The organism is Pseudomonas sp. NPDC087817, assembly GCF_044742875.1.
In the GTDB taxonomy this organism is placed as follows: domain Bacteria; phylum Pseudomonadota; class Gammaproteobacteria; order Pseudomonadales; family Pseudomonadaceae; genus Aquipseudomonas.
In genome coordinates this window covers 8,077-23,546 of record NZ_JBIUVJ010000071.1, presented here as the reverse complement: position 1 = coordinate 23,546, position 15,470 = coordinate 8,077, and the positions used below count along the sequence as shown (strand labels likewise).

Below are 15,470 nucleotides of genomic sequence, written 5' to 3'. Positions count from 1 at the left end.
TGTCGGGGGTTCGAATCCCCCGTTCTCCGCCATTATTTGCTTAGTACGTTGTAATCTGGCTTTTTCGGTAAGTTGTTGAAATTTATAGAAAAAGTGGTTGGAATAGAGATTAGACGGGCTATAATGCGGCGCAACAAAATGCACTCGTAGCTCAGCTGGATAGAGTACTCGGCTACGAACCGAGCGGTCACAGGTTCGAATCCTGTCGAGTGCACCATTTAAGAGTCAGTTACAGCAATGTAAGTGGCTTGGCTTCAACCAGGTGTGATCTGGTCTAACAAACACAAATGCACTCGTAGCTCAGCTGGATAGAGTACTCGGCTACGAACCGAGCGGTCACAGGTTCGAATCCTGTCGAGTGCACCATTTAAGAGTTGGTTGCAGCAATGCAAGTAACTTGGCTTCAGCCAGTTGTGGTCTGGTCTAAAAACACAAAATGCACTCGTAGCTCAGCTGGATAGAGTACTCGGCTACGAACCGAGCGGTCACAGGTTCGAATCCTGTCGAGTGCACCATATACCGAAAAGCCCGCGTTTAACGCGGGCTTTTTGCTGTCCGGGATTTGGCTTTTCCTTTCACGCATCCTCTCTCATCAAAATCGACTTGAGCACTTCGGCCTCGCTTGAGGTCATACCGGTAGCTCGTGGTCGATGTCCGAATGTTGACCTTGTCCGGTTTGCCCAGCGCGCTCTCGACATCCTGCTGACTCATGCCGGCAATGATGCGGCGATTGATGATCGCCTCCCGGCGTTGCCTGGCGTCGATCAGATTTCCGCATTGAGCTTCTGTGCGACCAGCAACGCCTGGTTCTCGGCCATTGGTTTTCATAGCGGATATTTCTTCGTGGTTGTGCTCCGGCATGATCGCCACGACCGATCCGGGCAGGTAAGGGTGAACTTCCTGCACGGAGCGCCGTTCGCCGCTCGCGCAACTCATTGAGGTGAACGTGATGCTGCCGTCAGCGGCCTCGCAGCGGTGAAGGGTGGTGGCGGCCCCGGCGGGTGGCAGGCAGAGCAGGCTGCTCAGTACAAAACGAGATGTTTTCGATGGCATTCGACGTCCTCCATGACGATCTATGCTCAAGGGTAGTCGCTACATTTTTCACTGCCCGTGTGTTTTCTTTTCAGGATGAGTCGTCGCATTTGCATGGATCAGGAGAGCGCTCAGGTTTGTTTCGCAAGCGCTTGTTTCGGCCACGATTTTTTAACGTTTAAAACCGTCAGGCGGTGTATCATTGCGCCCGTCAGCCCCGCCGGGGCTTATGGAAAACCTCCATGGACTTACCCAGTAGTTACTCAGTACCTCGTTTCACCAATCATGAATTGACTGATTGATCCTTCCGGCGTGCCCCGCTGCTGGGAGTGGAGTTCGCCTATGTCTGAAATCGAAGTAAAGAAAACACAGGAAAGCCTGCAGGATCGCCTGGCTCAAGTCGTTGAGCTGCTGCAGCGCCAACGGGTCGTCGAAGACCTGACTCATCGCCAGGAAGGCGCGCATCACGACCGGGTTGAAAACCTGGTTCACCGGCAAAATCTCGTCGAGCTGCAACGCAAGCTCGATGATCTGCACTCCGCCGACGTCGCCTACATTCTCGAAGCCTTGCCGCTGGACGATCGTCTGACGCTCTGGCAACTGGTCAAGGCTGACCGCGACGGCGACATTCTTCTCGAAGTATCTGATTCGGTCCGTGAAACGCTGATCGCCGACATGGACGATCACGAGCTCCTGGCGGCCGCCAGGGACATGGACGCCGACGAACTTGCTGACCTGGCCTCCGAGCTGCCGCGAGACGTCGTCCATGAGCTGATGGAGAGTCTGGATAACCAACAGCGTGAGCGCGTGCGATCGGCCTTGTCCTATGACGAGGAGCAGGTCGGTGCGCTGATGGACTTCGAGATGGTGACCATTCGTGAGGATGTCAGCCTCGAAGTGGTTCTGCGCTATCTGCGTCGTCTCAAAGAGCTTCCCGGCCATACCGACAAACTGTTTGTGGTCGACTACGACGGCGTGCTCAAGGGCGTACTGCCGATCAAGCGTTTGCTGGTCAACGACCCGGACAAACAGGTTGCTGAAGTCATGGCCAGCGATCCGGTGAGTTTCCACCCGGACGAAGATGCCTACGATGCCGCTCAGGCGTTCGAGCGTTACGACTTGATCTCCGCCCCGGTGGTCGACAAGAACGGCAAGCTTATCGGCCGTCTGACCATCGACGAAATGGTCGACCTGATTCGTGAGGAGAGCGAAAGCGAAGTCCTCAACATGGCGGGTCTGCGTGAAGAGGAAGACATCTTCGCGTCGGTGTGGAAATCGCTGCGTAACCGTTGGGCGTGGCTGGCGGTCAACCTGATTACCGCGTTCGTTGCGTCCCGGGTGATCGGCCTGTTTGAAGGTTCGATCGAGAAGCTGGTAGCGCTCGCGGCGCTCATGCCGATCGTGGCGGGTATCGGTGGCAACTCCGGTAACCAGACGATCACCATGATCGTGCGTGCCATGGCGCTCGACCAGGTCAGCACCGGCAACACGTCGCGTCTGATGCGCAAAGAGTTGGCGGTCGGGCTGATCAATGGTCTGGTCTGGGGTGGGGTCATCGGTGTCGTCGCCTACCTGCTTTACGGCAGCTGGTCGCTGGGCGTCGTGATGACTGCGGCAATGACCCTCAACCTGTTGCTGGCGGCGTTGATGGGTGTATTGATCCCGATGACGCTGGCGAAGATGGGGCGCGACCCGGCAATGGGGGCCAGCGTCATGATCACTGCAATGACCGACAGCGGTGGTTTCTTCATCTTCCTGGGGTTGGCGACGATCTTCCTGCTCTGATTCGCTGCAATGCAAAAGCCCGCCGAATGGCGGGCTTTTTTGTGCCTGTCTGATGGGTGATTGGTAACCTGTGGCGAGGGGATTTATCCCCGATGGACTGCGCAGCAGTCCCTCTTTTTGGGGCCGCTTCGCAGTCCATCGGGGATAAATCCCCTCACCACGAATGCGTGCCTGGTGGCTAACGTGTCAAATCGCAGGCAAAAAAAAGCCAGCACTTATGCTGGCTTGAGCTGTTCGGTGTGGCTCAGGACGCGTCTGCGGCCATTTCAGCGTCGTGGGCGATCAAGGACACCAACGCGTTCTGCTGACGGTGAGACAGTTGACGGAAGCGTTGCAGCAGCTCGCGCTCGTGCAACGACAGCTCCGGGCTGTCCAGACGCATGCTCAGCTCTTCGCCCAGTGCGCCTTCCTGAATAAGACTCTGCTCAAGGCGCGCAATGATCTCGGAGTTCATGCTGCGATGATGATTGCGAGCCACCTCGGCAATGCGTTCACGCATTCCGTCTGGCAGACGTACGACAACCTTGTCAGCCGTACGGCTGGAATAAAGTGCCTGTTTCAATGGGCGCATATATTTAACGGGGTAGTTCACGGGAGCGGTTCTCGGAATTGTCCGCAGGATGTGTGGTAGGACAAGCATCCGCGCCAAATGGTTCAACCTGAATTGTTAAGAGGCCGGCATCATGCCTCAAAATTGCCAGATCATTGGCGTCAATTCTGTGACAAATATTGAGCCGGGTAAAGGCGTAATGCCAGCACCAATTATCAGAAATGCGGACTGGTTTGAAAACTTTGCCTTCACCCGCATGACTGACCGCTTCCAAGTGCACATCAGTTGATGTCCGAAGACCTCAGAACGTGCATGCTATGCGGCTTTCGATCCTTGTTCCTTACCTGTACAGGATAGTGGCAATTTGCCGATTTACTAGCGCTGAAGCATGCCGGAGGGCGTTTTCAAGATGGATGGCAGGCTTATTTATCTGATGGGACCGTCCGGCTCAGGCAAGGACAGCCTGATTGATGCCGCCCGTGAGCCACTTCGTGCGTTGAACTGCGAAGTGATGCGTCGAGTGATCACGCGCTCAGCGGAATCGGTGGGCGAAGACGCAATTGGCGTGACGCCAGAAGAGTTCGAACAGTGCCAGCGGGCAGGCGATTTTTCCCTCGCCTGGCAGGCCAATGGCCTCGCCTATGGCATTCCCGCACAAATGGACGAGTGGTTGAAATCCGGGCGACATGTATTGGTGAATGGTTCTCGCGCCAACCTGCGGCAGGCACTTGAGCGCTACCCGACACTGCTGCCGGTTTTATTGACGGTGAAGGATGAGGTCTTGCGTGAGCGACTGCTCAGACGGGGCCGCGAGACGCTGGAGCAAATCGACGCGAGACTGGCCCGCAATACGCTGTTCAAAGATAGGCGATCAAGTGATGAGCCCATCCACCTGATCGATAACTCGGGCGCCCTGGCAGACGCCGTCAATCAACTGCTGGAATGGATAAAAATCAACGCAACACCGGATCAAATTTGATCTTGCGCCCGGCGACCAGCGCCAGCACGAACAACACCGCAAACACGCCACAACCAACCAGGGGCAGGGTGATTTCGGTTTCCTCGAACAGCGAAAAATGCACAACGCCACTCAATAAGGCGAGGATCAGAAATCCTGCTGCTGATTTGGACATGCTGTACTCCTGAAAATATTTCAAAAAACCAGACGTTCGGAAACGTGTGCTGACATTGCCTGCTGCGGCTCGCTGACCGTTTGAGGCGCGAAGCTCTGCTCGTTCAACACCGCCAACTGCGGCGCTCGCTGCACCTGCAAGTAATGCGGCATGCGTTGGGCGACCGGCTCGGCGCGCTCTGGAACAAAGTGAGTACCGACCAAAACCGTCAATGCGATTGCGTTTGCAAGCAAGAGAGTGCTGTTCATGGCGCGATGCTCCGATTGTTCTTCTATGGAACAGACAAAGCAGCCGTCGTGCCAACAGTCTAACCGCTGTTAAGTCCTTTAAAAACAAGCATTTGGCAGGGTTTTTCGGATTGACGAGGTTGCACTCTGCAATGATGGCGTTTTGCGGCAGTGCAAAATGCACGGTAAAACTTCCCGCAGCATTGCAGGGCGCCTGCCTACACTTAAAAAGCCCTGCGGACGACATGACAAATCGGGGCCCTGCCGTTAACATGCACGCCGTCCGTCGCGTGGCGTTCAGCCGCGACAACCCCGTGTCTCAGTAGCTCAATTGGATAGAGCATCCCCCTCCTAAGGGGAAGGTTGGCAGTTCGAACCTGCCCTGGGACACCATATTATTCCGGCCTTGTCTGGCCATTCTTCTGACGGCTACTGATCTGCAACAGCAGCGTGGCTGCAGAAGGAACAAATAAAGCCTCTTTCAGGATGATCCGGAAGGGGCTTTTTCGTATTCGCGGCTTAAGGATGATGCCAATGGAAGGCCTGAAAATATTATTGGTTGCGTCGCTAGGGTTTTTATCGCTGATTCAACCGTCACTGTCCTTCGCGGATAACGTCAACGGGAAGAATCTTTATTCGCAGCGATGCGCCATGTGCCACGGCGGCGATCTCAAGGCATCAGGCCCCTTGGCGAATAAAAGCAATCCACCGACGCCCGATCTGACAACCTCGGCTTTCAAAAAACGCCTGAAGGATTATCCGGGCGTTATCGTGTCATCCGTCATTCTTCGCCCAAACGGGGACTTGATCCCCAGAACATTGCGCGAGAACGCTGTGAAGGTGCCGCCGCACGTTTGGACAGTTCAGGATTTTCGCGATCTGAATCAATACATGACGGCTGTGATTGCAAAAAGCCGATGACGTTCAGATGAAAAAAGCCCCGCACGGATTCATCTGTCGGGGCTTTTTCATGGGGCAGGCGCTAGGGCTATTCCTCAGCACCACCTCCGGGTTTGCTGATGGACGTGCTGATCGTGGTCATGCGCCGACGTCCATTGACCTTGTAATCGCGCTCCTGGTCTATCGCGCCTGGCTTGCGCAGAGTCACTTGCGCATACAGGCCATCCTTTGCGCTGTAGGTGCCGAACCAGTTATTCAGTCGCGCAATAAAGCATTCGCTACCGATGATCACCGGGAAGTCGGCGACTTGCTCGATGGCGTAATAGCCTGCGCCGTAACCGTAATATTCCTCGCTGTCGGTGGCGGACGGAGGAATCGGGCACATGGGCTTTCGCTCTTGCCCGGTGTCGGAGGTTTCTTCCTCGACTGTAGCCAAGCCTTGGGTGAGTGCCCGGTGTAGGTCTGGTTTCAGTTTATAAGTGCTTTTGTGCTGATCATCAGGCTGAGTGCGAGGGATGCTCAGTTGATAGCGATAACGAACCGTCAGCTTGGGCACCAAGTGATTCGGTTGCCACGGGCTGAGCAGGTAGATGTTATCGACGCCGTACCAGCTGTCACGATAGGCGGCGTAGACCTTGCCGCGAAGGCTGATCCAGTTCACAGACTGGTTGGACCCACGCTCGTTGAGGGAGTAGAGGGAGCCGCCAATGGATTCGCCGTCGGACGCCTGGGTTCTGCGGGTGAACCGGTCGCCATCACGGTGAAAGATTTCCACGAACGTGAACAGGCCGGTGCCACCGGTGTAGGTCTGAACGATAAGGTCGCGTTGCCCGTCATTGTCCAGATCCAGCAGGGTGAACGACGTTGGGCCCTGAGCAGTGTCAGCCTCGAAGTCCGTGGCGCTCAAAGCTTTCCACTCGTCGGGGGAAACACCCTTGGGGATGCGCTTCGGGACGTGGGTTTTATCAGAGAACTGATCGTCGTCAGGCTCTGAGGAAAACAGCGTCTCAGGGCTTTTTATCGTCAGTGAAGCGAGCGTCCGTTCCAGAGCAAACTCCGGATCATTTTGACTGGCCGCCTGAATACGCTTTTGCAGATCATCCAGTACCTCTTTGTCGACGCCGGTCGGCTGCTGGGCGACAACTTCAGCCCACTGCGCCTGCAAACTTTTCAGCTGTTCGCGATAACGCTGATCCAGGCACGAAACATCCTCAGCGCACTCATTTCGCGTTTTCAACCAAAGCCGTTGCGTGCTCTTCAGTTGCGCTCGAGTCTCGACGGAAGCCTTCATCAGATCCCGATAAACCTCGCCCATCTGCGTATCCAGTTCATACAAAGCGGTATTGGCACAAATAGTCTTTTCGACGGCGTTCGCCGCTTTTGTGCAGTCCATTCCGGTCGCCATGGCGTGCTGGATAAACAGCAGCGCACAAGCGGACACGATGTAGCGTCCTTTGAGGTACACGAGGTCAGCCTTGTAGTGGGAAGTTACCAGGCGCGCAGGGTAATCGCTGCGCAAGGAATCTTGAAGCGTGCGCTTCAGGGAACGGCACTTCTGGCCGATAACCCGAACGGCTCTTGCAATCTCATCGGCCGCGTGTGAAATCGCTTGATAGCATTTGGCCTCCAGCTATCATCTGCGCGCCTGAAAGTTGCCTCGGTTCATCTACTTCAATTGCCTGGAAATCCTCGATGCTGTCGTATCACCAAAAGAGTTTTCTGATCGTCGATGATTTCTCGGATTTCCGCAGTTCCGTGCGCTCGATGCTGCGTGAGCTTGGGGTCAAGGACGTGGACACCGCCGACACCGGCGAGCAGGCGCTGAAGATGTGCGCGCAGAAGTCCTACGATTTCATCCTGCAGGATTTCCACCTCGGCGACGGCAAGAAGAACGGTCAGCAGGTGCTGGAAGACCTGATGCTGGAAAAGCTCATCAGCCATGAAGCGGTGTTTGTCATGGTCACCGCCGAAACCAGTCAGGCGATGGTGCTTAGTGCCCTGGAACACGAGCCGGATGCCTACCTGACCAAACCGTTCAACCGCTCAGGCCTGGCTCAGCGGCTGGAGCGTCTGGAGCAGCGCAAGACGTTGCTCAAACCGATTCTGCAAGCCCTCGACCGTGGCAAACCGGTCGAGGTGCTCAACGCCTGCATCGCCCTGTGCAAACAGGACATTCGCTATTCGCCGCTGTGCCTGCGCTATCGCGCCGATGCCTTGCGCGATTTGAATCAGAACGAAGCGCTGGAACGCCTCTACGACAGCATCATTGCTGATCGGCCATTGCCGTGGGCGTTTGCCGGGTTGGGCAAGTTGCTGTTCAAGCGCGGACAAGTGGCGCAGGCCAAAGGCGTGTATGAAAAGGCTTTGAAAGTGTTCCCGATGATGCCGGCGTTGTATGACGGCATGGCCGATGTGCTGGTTTCCGAGGGCGATACCAAAGGCGCGCAACGGGTGCTGGAAGAGGCGATTCGGTTGTCGCCGCTGGCGGTGCGCCGGCAGGCGTTGCTCGGTAAGCTGGCGATGGCCAACGAAGATTTCGACACCGCTTCGCGGGCTTACCGCCAGGCTGTATCGCAGGGCGCTCAGTCGCGTTTCAAGGACCCGGAAAGCAACTTGGGCCTGGCCCATGCGCTGATCAGCAAGGGCAGTGAGCGCGGCCTCGATACGCGCACGCGGCTGGAGATCAATACCACCCTCAGCGCGGTGGCCAAGGAGAACCCGAGCGACCCCGGTTTGCAGATTCGCGCGCGTTTGATGAAGGCCACCAGCCTGTTGCTCAACGACGCCGAAACCGCCGACAAGCTCACCGAGCAGGCGCTGATGCGTCTCGACGGCATGGAGCAGTTCATGAGCCCGGAAGCGGCGCTGTTGGTCGCCAAGCAATTGCAGATGCTCGGTCAGGCCGAGGCAGGCACCTCGATGCTCAAGAGCTGCGCGGAAATCTACGGCGACGATCCGGCGGTGATGAAAGACATCGCCAAGCTCACCGATGACCCGACTATCCTCAGTTCCAGCAACGCTGCCGCCGACCTCAACCGTCAGGGCGTGCGCGTGTACAAGACCGGCAACCTGGTGGAGGCCCGCGAGGTGTTCCGCAAGGCGCGGCAGATGCACCCGCAGACCAGCAGGAGCGCGCTGCCCCGGCCCCAGTCGCTGCTGCACGGCACCGATACCAGTGTGCCGTCGGCGGAGCTGGAAGAATGTCGGGCCTGCCTGAAAATGGTCGGCCTGATGCCCGACACCGACGCGCGTTTTGCGCGTTATCAGAAGCTGAAAAGCAAGGCGTTTGGCGAATGAACCAAGACGAGCAATCTCTGGATTTTTCCACGGTGATCGCCTCCACCGTCCACGACATGAAGAACTCCCTGGCCATGCTGATGCAGGCCCACAGTCAATGGCTGGCGCGTTTGCCCGAGGGGCAGCGCAATGGCGCGGAGCAGGGCGTGATCGACTTCGAATTTGCCCACCTCAACGGCATGCTGGTGCAGTTGCTTGGGCTGTATAAGCTCGGCGTCAACCAGATGCCGTTGCAGCCGGCGTATCACGAACTGGATGATTTCATCGAAGCGCAACTGGCGGCGCATCAAGAGGTGTTCGCCAGTCGCGGGATCATTGCCACTTATGAAGTTGATCCGCTGAGTCCGCTGGGATTCTTTGATCGCGAACTGATCGCCTCGGTGCTCGGTAACTGCATCAACAACGCGATTCGTTATGCTCGCGAATCGTTGCTGATTACCGTCAGCGACGAAGCCGGGCAACTGGTGCTGAGCATCAATGATGATGGCGACGGTTATCCGCCCGAGATGCTCGAACGTCAGGCCGATTACGTGCAAGGCATTAATCACAGCAGTGGCAGCACGGGTTTGGGCTTGTATTTCGCCCACCGCATCGCCGCACTGCATCAACGCAATGGCGTCGAAGGGCGTACCGAAATCAGCAATGGCGGCCCGTTGGGCGGCGGGGTGTTTAGCCTTTATTTACCGTGACGCGGGATTTTGTTTGACGCTGCTTGATATTCCGAACAGCCGGAGCCTATTTTGTACGGGTCGCCGTTCGCGGCTCGCACAATAACAAGGATTGCGTCATGACAACCGATGGCCAGCGTTCACTCGCACAGCGACTGACCGGCATTGATGAGATTGAATGTGTCACGCCGGATTTGAACGGCGTACCACGGGGCAAGGTGATGACCGCCGAGGGTTTCCTCGAAGGGCGGCGTTTGCAGTTGGCGCGGGGTGTGCTGCTGCAATGCATCATGGGCGGTTATCCGGCAGCGCGGTTTTACGGCAGCGATGACGGCGATCTCGCTCTGATTGCCGAACCGACCCAGATCCATCGTTTGCCGTGGAGTGATGACCCGCGTGCCCTGGCCATTTGCGACGCCGATGAATTGACTGGCGAAAGCTCCAATCTGTCGACCCGTGGTCAACTCAAGAAAGTCATCGCCCGTTATGCCGAGCGAGGCCTGGCACCGGTGGTGGCGACCGAGCTGGAATTCTTTGTCTTCGCGCCGAACACCGATCCGACTCAACCCTTCCGTCCGCCAGTAGGCCTCGATGGCCGTCGCGAGGATGGCCAGTCGGCCTTCAGTGTCAGTTCCAACAACGGACTGCGGCCGTTCTTCAACGAAGTCTATAAATGCATGGCGGCCCTCGGCCTGCCACGTGACACCTTCATGCACGAAATGGGCGTCAGCCAGTTCGAGATCAATCTGTTGCACGGTGATCCACTGTTGCTGGCCGACCAGACGTTCCTGTTCAAGCACCTGCTCAAAGAAGTTGCGCTCAAACATGGCCTGACCGTGGTGTGCATGGCCAAGCCACTGGCGCACACGCCGGGCAGTTCGATGCACATTCACCAGAGCCTGGTCGACATCGCGACCGGCAAGAATGTCTTCAGCGATGAGCGTGGCGAACCGACCGCAATGTTCCGCCACTTCATCGGCGGGCAGCAGGCCGGCATGGCCGATTTCACCGCGCTGTTTGCACCGAATGTGAACTCCTACCAGCGCCTGTGCCATCCGTATGCATCGCCGAACAATGCCTGCTGGTCCCACGATAACCGTGCGGCGGGATTGCGGATTCCTGCGAGTTCGCCGGTTGCCCGTCGGGTCGAAAACCGTTTGCCGGGCGCCGATGCCAATCCGTATCTGGCCATCGCCGCCAGTCTGGCCGCCGGTTTGCATGGCATCGAATATGAGCTTGAGCCGAGCGAAGCGATTCAGGGTGAATTCGAGGTGCCGGACAATCTTGCACTGCCGTGTACCTTGCATGCCGCGCTCGAACGTCTGAAACGTAGCCAATTGGCGAGGGAACTGTTCGGGCAGGAGTTCATCGAAGGCTACATCGCTTCGAAGACCATGGAGTTGACCAGCTTCTTTGATGAAATCACTCCCTGGGAACGACGTGTTCTAGCAGCCCAGGCCTGACGTAACGTCGCCATCGGGCTATCGTTCTGGTAGCCCGATATTTACTGCAAGGAGCCGCTCGGAACGCCGATGCGCCAAATCTGGAAATCCTTTCGAGCGCTGTATTTCGCCTCGCTGATGATGTTGATCGGCTCGGGCCTTCTATCTACTTACCTGGCATTGCGCTTGGCCGCTGACCATGTTGACGGGCTGTGGGTCGGTGCGCTGATGGCGGCCAACTATTTCGGTCTGGTGCTGGGCGGCAAGATCGGCCACCGGTTGATCGCCCGGGTCGGGCATATCCGCGCGTATTCGGCGTGTGCCGGGATTGTCGGCGCGGCGGTGCTTGGCCATGGTCTGGTGGATTGGTTGCCAGCGTGGCTGGTGCTGCGGACCATTGTCGGTCTGGGCATGATGTGCCAATACATGGTGATCGAGAGCTGGCTCAATGAGCAGGCTGACGCCAACCAGCGCGGCCTGGTGTTCAGTGGCTACATGATCGCTTCGTATCTGGGGCTGGTGTTGGGTCAGTTGATTCTGGTCATGCATCCCGGCCTAGGGCTGGAACTGCTGATGCTGGTCGCGCTGTGCTTTGCGCTGTGTCTGGTGCCGGTGACGCTGACTCGGCGGATTCACCCGGCACCGTTGCATCCGGCGCCAATGGAGCCGCGCTTCTTTATCAAGCGCGTGCCGCAATCGTTGAGCACGGTGCTCGGTGCGGGGCTGATCATTGGCTCGTTTTATGGTCTGGCACCGTTGTATGCCTCGCAGCAAGGCTTGTCGACCGAGCAGGTCGGTCTGTTCATGGGTAGCTGCATTTTTGCCGGACTGCTGGTGCAGTGGCCTCTAGGCTGGTTGTCTGACCGTTACGACCGCGCGCTGCTGATCCGCTGCTTTGCCGGGTTCCTCGCAGTGGCGGCGTTGCCATTGGCGATCCTGCCGCAGGTGCCGCTGGAAGTGCTGTTTGTGGTCGGCTTCCTCTGTTCGCTGGTGCAGTTCTGTTTGTATCCGCTGGCCGTGGCATTTTCCAACGACCACGTCGAAGGGGATCGCCGAGTGTCGCTGACGGCGATGCTGCTGGTGACGTACGGAGTCGGTGCCAGTATCGGTCCGCTACTGGCGGGTGTGCTGATGAAGTTTCTCGGCAGCCAGAGCCTGTACGCGTTCTTCAGCTTCTTCGCGATGGTGCTGGTGTGGCGGATCCGTCCGAAAGCCGTTACCAACCTGCATCAGGTCGACGATGCACCGCTGCATCACGTCGCGATGCCGGACAGCATGTCGAGTTCGCCGCTGGTGGCTGCGCTGGATCCGCGTGTTGATGAGCAGGTGGTGCAGGAGCAGATGCAGAATACGGTGACGCCGGAACCTGAGCCCGAGCCAGAACCTGAGAAAGAACCTGAGTCTGAGGTGGTAGCAGGCCCGGATGACGATAGCGAAAAACCCGCGCCGGATATCAGTGGTGCCAGGCCTTAACGAGCGCCGACGGAATTCCCCTGTGATGAGGGGATTTATCCCTGATGGGACACGAAGTGGCCCCGGCCCGGGCTACCGGATTTCACTAATACAGCGCATTGAATGGTTTGAGGGCGCTTCGCACCCTATCGGGGATAAATCCCCTCGCCACAAGTAATCATTCGGAATCGGGTATTTTGTTGGAAATAAAAAAGGGCAGTCCCGCCAAGGACTGCCCTTTCTATTTATGCCGATGCGTTCGATTCAGAGATCGTCTTTATCGAAGCGCCGGGCTTCACGCTGCAACTGATAAACGAAACGCTCAACGTTGCGTGCAGCCTGGCCGCTGATGTTGTGGAAGCGCAGGCCGGCGAAGGTGATGTTGAGTTTTTCTTCGAAGTGCAGATACCGCAGTTCAACCGAAGCCGGCTGGTTGCCGAACAGCGGCGGGGCGATCATGCGGTCGTAGACCTGGCCCAGTTGCAGGCGGTCAGTGATGTCGCCTTCGAAACGCAACTTGCAGCCAGTGGCGGAAATATCCAGCAACTTGCCGTTGATCGGCGCCTTGAGCTTCTCGCCGCCCAGTTCGACGCTGACCAGATCGGTCAGTTTCAGTGCGGCGCGGAAAGCGTTACGGCGCTGGTGGTAAACCACCTCGGTCGGTAGCTCGCCGGTATAGAAGCGGTCACCGTCGGACTCTTCAATGTTCAGCGTGCCGGTGCATTCCCAGGCAATGCGTACGCCTTCATGGAAACCTTCGACCCTGAACGGTTCGCCGGCGAGCAGGAAGCGTTCGCCATCGCGCGGGATCATTTCGTCGAGGGCAATTGAGGCGCTGTCGCGGTCGACTTTGATCAGGTAGCTCTGGAAGCGCTGGCTGCGTTCGTGGAACGTGATGATCAGCGGGTCATAGCTATCTTGCAGTTGGCGCAGGTTGCTGGAGATTTCCAGTGGCGTGGTGAGCACCTTTGGTGGCTGCGGAGCATCATCCGCGCTTAGGGCGTTTGGCACGTTTTCTCAATCTCCAGACAAAATTTGACGATGGCTAGCCAGCATTTTGCCAGCATGTTTCACGGGTTGATAGTGCGGGCTCGTCGAATGGCTCACGCCTGGCTGAGCGTACGTGGCTTGGCAGGTTTGGCGAAAGTGCCGCTGGCGTCATACAGCGCTGGCGGTTCGCCGCCGGTGAGGATTTTCAGCTGATTGGCCGTGGTGGCCTGCTGGATCTGGATCGATTGGCCATTCTTGACGTTGGCGGCCTGGCACTGAGCGATAAGATCGGTCAATGCGTCACCTTGCGTCAGCAACTGCGCGCCGATGCTCGACTGGCTGGCCAGTTGCTCGAGGCCTTGGCGATCCGTCGACAGGCCAAGGCTGGCGAGAACTTCGCTGCGTTTGCGGCCATGCTGTTCAAGCAGAATGATCAACGCCTGTTTGCGCGCCAGAATTTCTTCCAGCAGTGGCATGTCACGACCGTGCAGGGCGAGGGACTCGGTTTGCAGTAACTCCAGCAAATCTTGAGCTGGAGCAAAGTCGTCGTTGATCAGTTGCAGTAAGTTAGTGTCGTGCATGGCTGGCCTTGGGTTTTAAGCGTCCAAAAGCCTGGCGCCGGCGAAAGCCTAGCGCTGGGCTTCGAAGTTGAGCAGTTTGCTGGCTACACGGTTGCTGTCGACTTTATAGCTGCCATCGGCAATCGCGGCTTTCAACTCAGCCACACGGGCTTTGTCGACAGCAGGCTGATCGCGCAGCTTGTCAGTGACCTTCTGCAACTGTTGAGCCTCATTACTGAGGTGTACCGATTCCCCGCTTTTTACGGTGCTGGCCGTTTCGGCCGGGGTATTCAGCGGCGCCGAAGTGCCGGTTTCGGCGGTTTCCTTGGCGTTGCTGGTACGTGTACTGCCCGTAAGGGACGAGGAGCTGTTCAAACGGCTGAAATCGATGACCATGATAAAAAACCTCTGGGAATTTGGACGCTTGCCATGTTTTCGGCCATCCCCTGGAAAACTTTAGGCTCATTTGCCAATGAGTCTGCATGCGCCGTCGCGTGTCCTGCTGCGGCACAGTTTAGGGAAGCGACGGGGTCCGCGCCAGTTTTCTCATGAGTGTTTTACATGGCGACTTCCACCTGGCCCGGCGCGGTGACTTGCGCCTTGATGACGCGTTGGGAGTTGAGGTTTTTCACCCGGATCTGTTCTTTCAAGCCGCCATTGGCCAGTGCTTCGCCGGGCATGCGCACGGCAAGCGTGCCGCTGCGGGCGGTGATGACCACTTGATCGCCCTTGCGCACGACTTCTGCCTGTTCGAGGTGGACCAGGGTAATCACCTGATCGGCGACCGTTGGTCGGGTTAATTTTTGCCCGATCGCTTCGTCTACCGAGGTCAGAAAACCTTGATTGATCACGCTGATGTCGCGTTCACGCAAGGTCACATCCTGCGGCTCGATAATCCCGGCGCGTTTGAGTGGTCGGGTGGTGGTCACAATCTCGCGAAACAGGCGGACTTGAGCGGGCACGAACACGGTCCAGGGCGAGCTGCCTTCACAGCGAACCTTGACAGTTACCCGGCCCAGCGGACGTGCCGGACTCTCCAGCGACGCTGTCAATTCCTTGTCGCACATAGGCATGCGCATACGGGGGTCGAGCTGGTTGACTTCGATTTCGTAACGGCCTTCCGTTTGACTGGTAGCCAGATAGTCTTCTACGGTGAACTCAAGAAAGCCCTGAGTGACGCCGATAAGCATGTCAGGCAAGGTAACCGCATCAGCAATGGCAGGGCTGCCAGCGAAAAAGAAGCAAACGGCGGACACCGCGCAAAGCCCTCTGCGAAGGGGAGATGTCAGGCGTCGAAAAAATGTCGTTTGAGCGTTCATACGAGTTAAAAAGCAAGCGCCGTGCCGTTTAGCCATGCCCAGACTACAACACCAACGCCAAGTGTTGTTGCGACGCACATTCAATGCTAAACGGCACGGCGCTTGCTATTTAACC

Annotated in this window: 16 protein-coding genes and 4 tRNA genes; 11 read left to right on the top strand and 9 right to left on the bottom strand. The window is 57.4% G+C overall.

Going from position 1 to position 15,470, the window contains the following annotated elements; genetic code table 11:
* The first annotated feature begins 140 nt into the window (after nt 1–140).
* The 3 genes from ACIONG_RS26495 to ACIONG_RS26485 all read left to right on the top strand — a co-directional run bounded on the left by ACIONG_RS26495 (nt 141) and on the right by ACIONG_RS26485 (nt 515).
* Nucleotides 141–217 (top strand) — tRNA-Arg (locus tag ACIONG_RS26495).
* A gap of 72 nt (nt 218–289) precedes the next feature.
* Nucleotides 290–366 (top strand) — tRNA-Arg (locus ACIONG_RS26490).
* 72 nt (nt 367–438) lie between these two features.
* Nucleotides 439–515 (top strand) — tRNA-Arg (locus tag ACIONG_RS26485).
* Nucleotides 516–534: 19 nt separating this feature from the next.
* Here the strand turns inward: ACIONG_RS26485 and ACIONG_RS26480 are convergent.
* Nucleotides 535–1,053, bottom strand: a complete 519-nt coding sequence (locus ACIONG_RS26480; protein WP_401303649.1) for a cell envelope protein SmpA — start codon at nt 1,051–1,053, stop codon at nt 535–537.
* Nucleotides 1,054–1,374: 321 nt separating this feature from the next.
* On the opposite strand from ACIONG_RS26480, the gene mgtE reads away from it, so the two are divergent.
* The gene (gene mgtE, locus ACIONG_RS26475; protein WP_103304077.1) at nt 1,375–2,817 is read left to right on the top strand and encodes a magnesium transporter; all 1,443 of its coding nucleotides are present in this window, start codon (nt 1,375–1,377) and stop codon (nt 2,815–2,817) included.
* 244 nt (nt 2,818–3,061) lie between these two features.
* Here mgtE and ACIONG_RS26470 read toward each other — a convergent pair whose 3' ends face one another.
* Nucleotides 3,062–3,388, bottom strand: coding sequence for an Arc family DNA-binding protein (locus ACIONG_RS26470; protein ID WP_401303646.1), 327 nt, complete (start codon nt 3,386–3,388; stop codon nt 3,062–3,064).
* Nucleotides 3,389–3,776: 388 nt separating this feature from the next.
* Here ACIONG_RS26470 and phnN point away from each other — a divergent pair, with 388 nt between their 5' ends.
* On the top strand, nt 3,777–4,346 hold the full coding sequence (gene phnN / locus ACIONG_RS26465; protein ID WP_315448673.1) for a phosphonate metabolism protein/1,5-bisphosphokinase (PRPP-forming) PhnN: 570 nt from the start codon (nt 3,777–3,779) through the stop codon (nt 4,344–4,346).
* Here phnN and ACIONG_RS26460 read toward each other — a convergent pair.
* Together ACIONG_RS26460 and ACIONG_RS26455 are read right to left on the bottom strand one after the other, a co-directional pair.
* Nucleotides 4,321–4,500, bottom strand: coding sequence for a PA3371 family protein (locus ACIONG_RS26460; protein ID WP_103304098.1), 180 nt, complete (start codon nt 4,498–4,500; stop codon nt 4,321–4,323). The genes phnN and ACIONG_RS26460 overlap by 26 nt on opposite strands.
* A 20-nt stretch (nt 4,501–4,520) precedes the next feature.
* Entirely contained in the window at nt 4,521–4,748 is a 228-nt protein-coding gene (locus ACIONG_RS26455) for a hypothetical protein (protein ID WP_315448657.1), read from the bottom strand.
* A 295-nt stretch (nt 4,749–5,043) separates the two neighbouring features.
* Here ACIONG_RS26455 and ACIONG_RS26450 point away from each other — a divergent pair.
* Both ACIONG_RS26450 and ACIONG_RS26445 read left to right on the top strand, forming a co-directional pair.
* Nucleotides 5,044–5,120, top strand: a tRNA-Arg gene (locus tag ACIONG_RS26450).
* Nucleotides 5,121–5,261: 141 nt separating this feature from the next.
* Nucleotides 5,262–5,648: a c-type cytochrome gene (locus ACIONG_RS26445; protein ID WP_401303644.1), complete on the top strand. Its 387-nt coding sequence runs from the start codon at nt 5,262–5,264 to the stop codon at nt 5,646–5,648.
* 67 nt (nt 5,649–5,715) lie between these two features.
* Here the strand turns inward: ACIONG_RS26445 and ACIONG_RS26440 are convergent, their stop codons facing one another.
* Entirely contained in the window at nt 5,716–7,146 is a 1,431-nt protein-coding gene (locus tag ACIONG_RS26440; protein WP_401303642.1) for a lysozyme inhibitor LprI family protein, read from the bottom strand.
* Nucleotides 7,147–7,319: 173 nt separating this feature from the next.
* Between ACIONG_RS26440 and ACIONG_RS26435 the strand changes: the two genes are divergently transcribed.
* The 4 genes from ACIONG_RS26435 (at nt 7,320) to ACIONG_RS26420 (ending at nt 12,507) form a co-directional block, all read left to right on the top strand.
* Nucleotides 7,320–8,924 (top strand): response regulator, encoded by a 1,605-nt coding sequence (locus ACIONG_RS26435; protein ID WP_401303640.1) that lies wholly within the window; start codon nt 7,320–7,322, stop codon nt 8,922–8,924.
* Entirely contained in the window at nt 8,921–9,613 is a 693-nt protein-coding gene (locus tag ACIONG_RS26430) for a sensor histidine kinase (RefSeq protein ID WP_401303638.1), read from the top strand. The genes ACIONG_RS26435 and ACIONG_RS26430 overlap by 4 nt, the downstream gene beginning before the upstream one ends.
* A 200-nt stretch (nt 9,614–9,813) precedes the next feature.
* Nucleotides 9,814–11,055, top strand: a complete 1,242-nt coding sequence (locus tag ACIONG_RS26425) for a glutamine synthetase family protein (RefSeq protein ID WP_401303651.1) — start codon at nt 9,814–9,816, stop codon at nt 11,053–11,055.
* Nucleotides 11,056–11,124: 69 nt separating this feature from the next.
* On the top strand, nt 11,125–12,507 hold the full coding sequence (locus tag ACIONG_RS26420; protein ID WP_213026329.1) for an MFS transporter: 1,383 nt from the start codon (nt 11,125–11,127) through the stop codon (nt 12,505–12,507).
* 243 nt (nt 12,508–12,750) lie between these two features.
* Here the strand turns inward: ACIONG_RS26420 and ACIONG_RS26415 are convergent, their stop codons facing one another.
* The 4 genes from ACIONG_RS26415 to flgA form a co-directional block, all read right to left on the bottom strand.
* The gene (locus ACIONG_RS26415) at nt 12,751–13,497 is read right to left on the bottom strand and encodes a flagellar brake protein (protein WP_401303636.1); all 747 of its coding nucleotides are present in this window, start codon (nt 13,495–13,497) and stop codon (nt 12,751–12,753) included.
* A gap of 92 nt (nt 13,498–13,589) precedes the next feature.
* Nucleotides 13,590–14,057, bottom strand: a complete 468-nt coding sequence (locus tag ACIONG_RS26410; RefSeq protein ID WP_401303634.1) for a flagella synthesis protein FlgN — start codon at nt 14,055–14,057, stop codon at nt 13,590–13,592.
* Between the two features lie 48 nt (nt 14,058–14,105).
* A complete protein-coding gene (flgM, locus tag ACIONG_RS26405; RefSeq protein WP_103304085.1) occupies nt 14,106–14,432 on the bottom strand; it encodes a flagellar biosynthesis anti-sigma factor FlgM in 327 nt (108 codons plus the stop codon).
* A 161-nt stretch (nt 14,433–14,593) separates the two neighbouring features.
* A complete protein-coding gene (gene flgA / locus ACIONG_RS26400) occupies nt 14,594–15,355 on the bottom strand; it encodes a flagellar basal body P-ring formation chaperone FlgA (RefSeq protein ID WP_103304086.1) in 762 nt (253 codons plus the stop codon).
* Nucleotides 15,356–15,470: the final 115 nt, after the last annotated feature.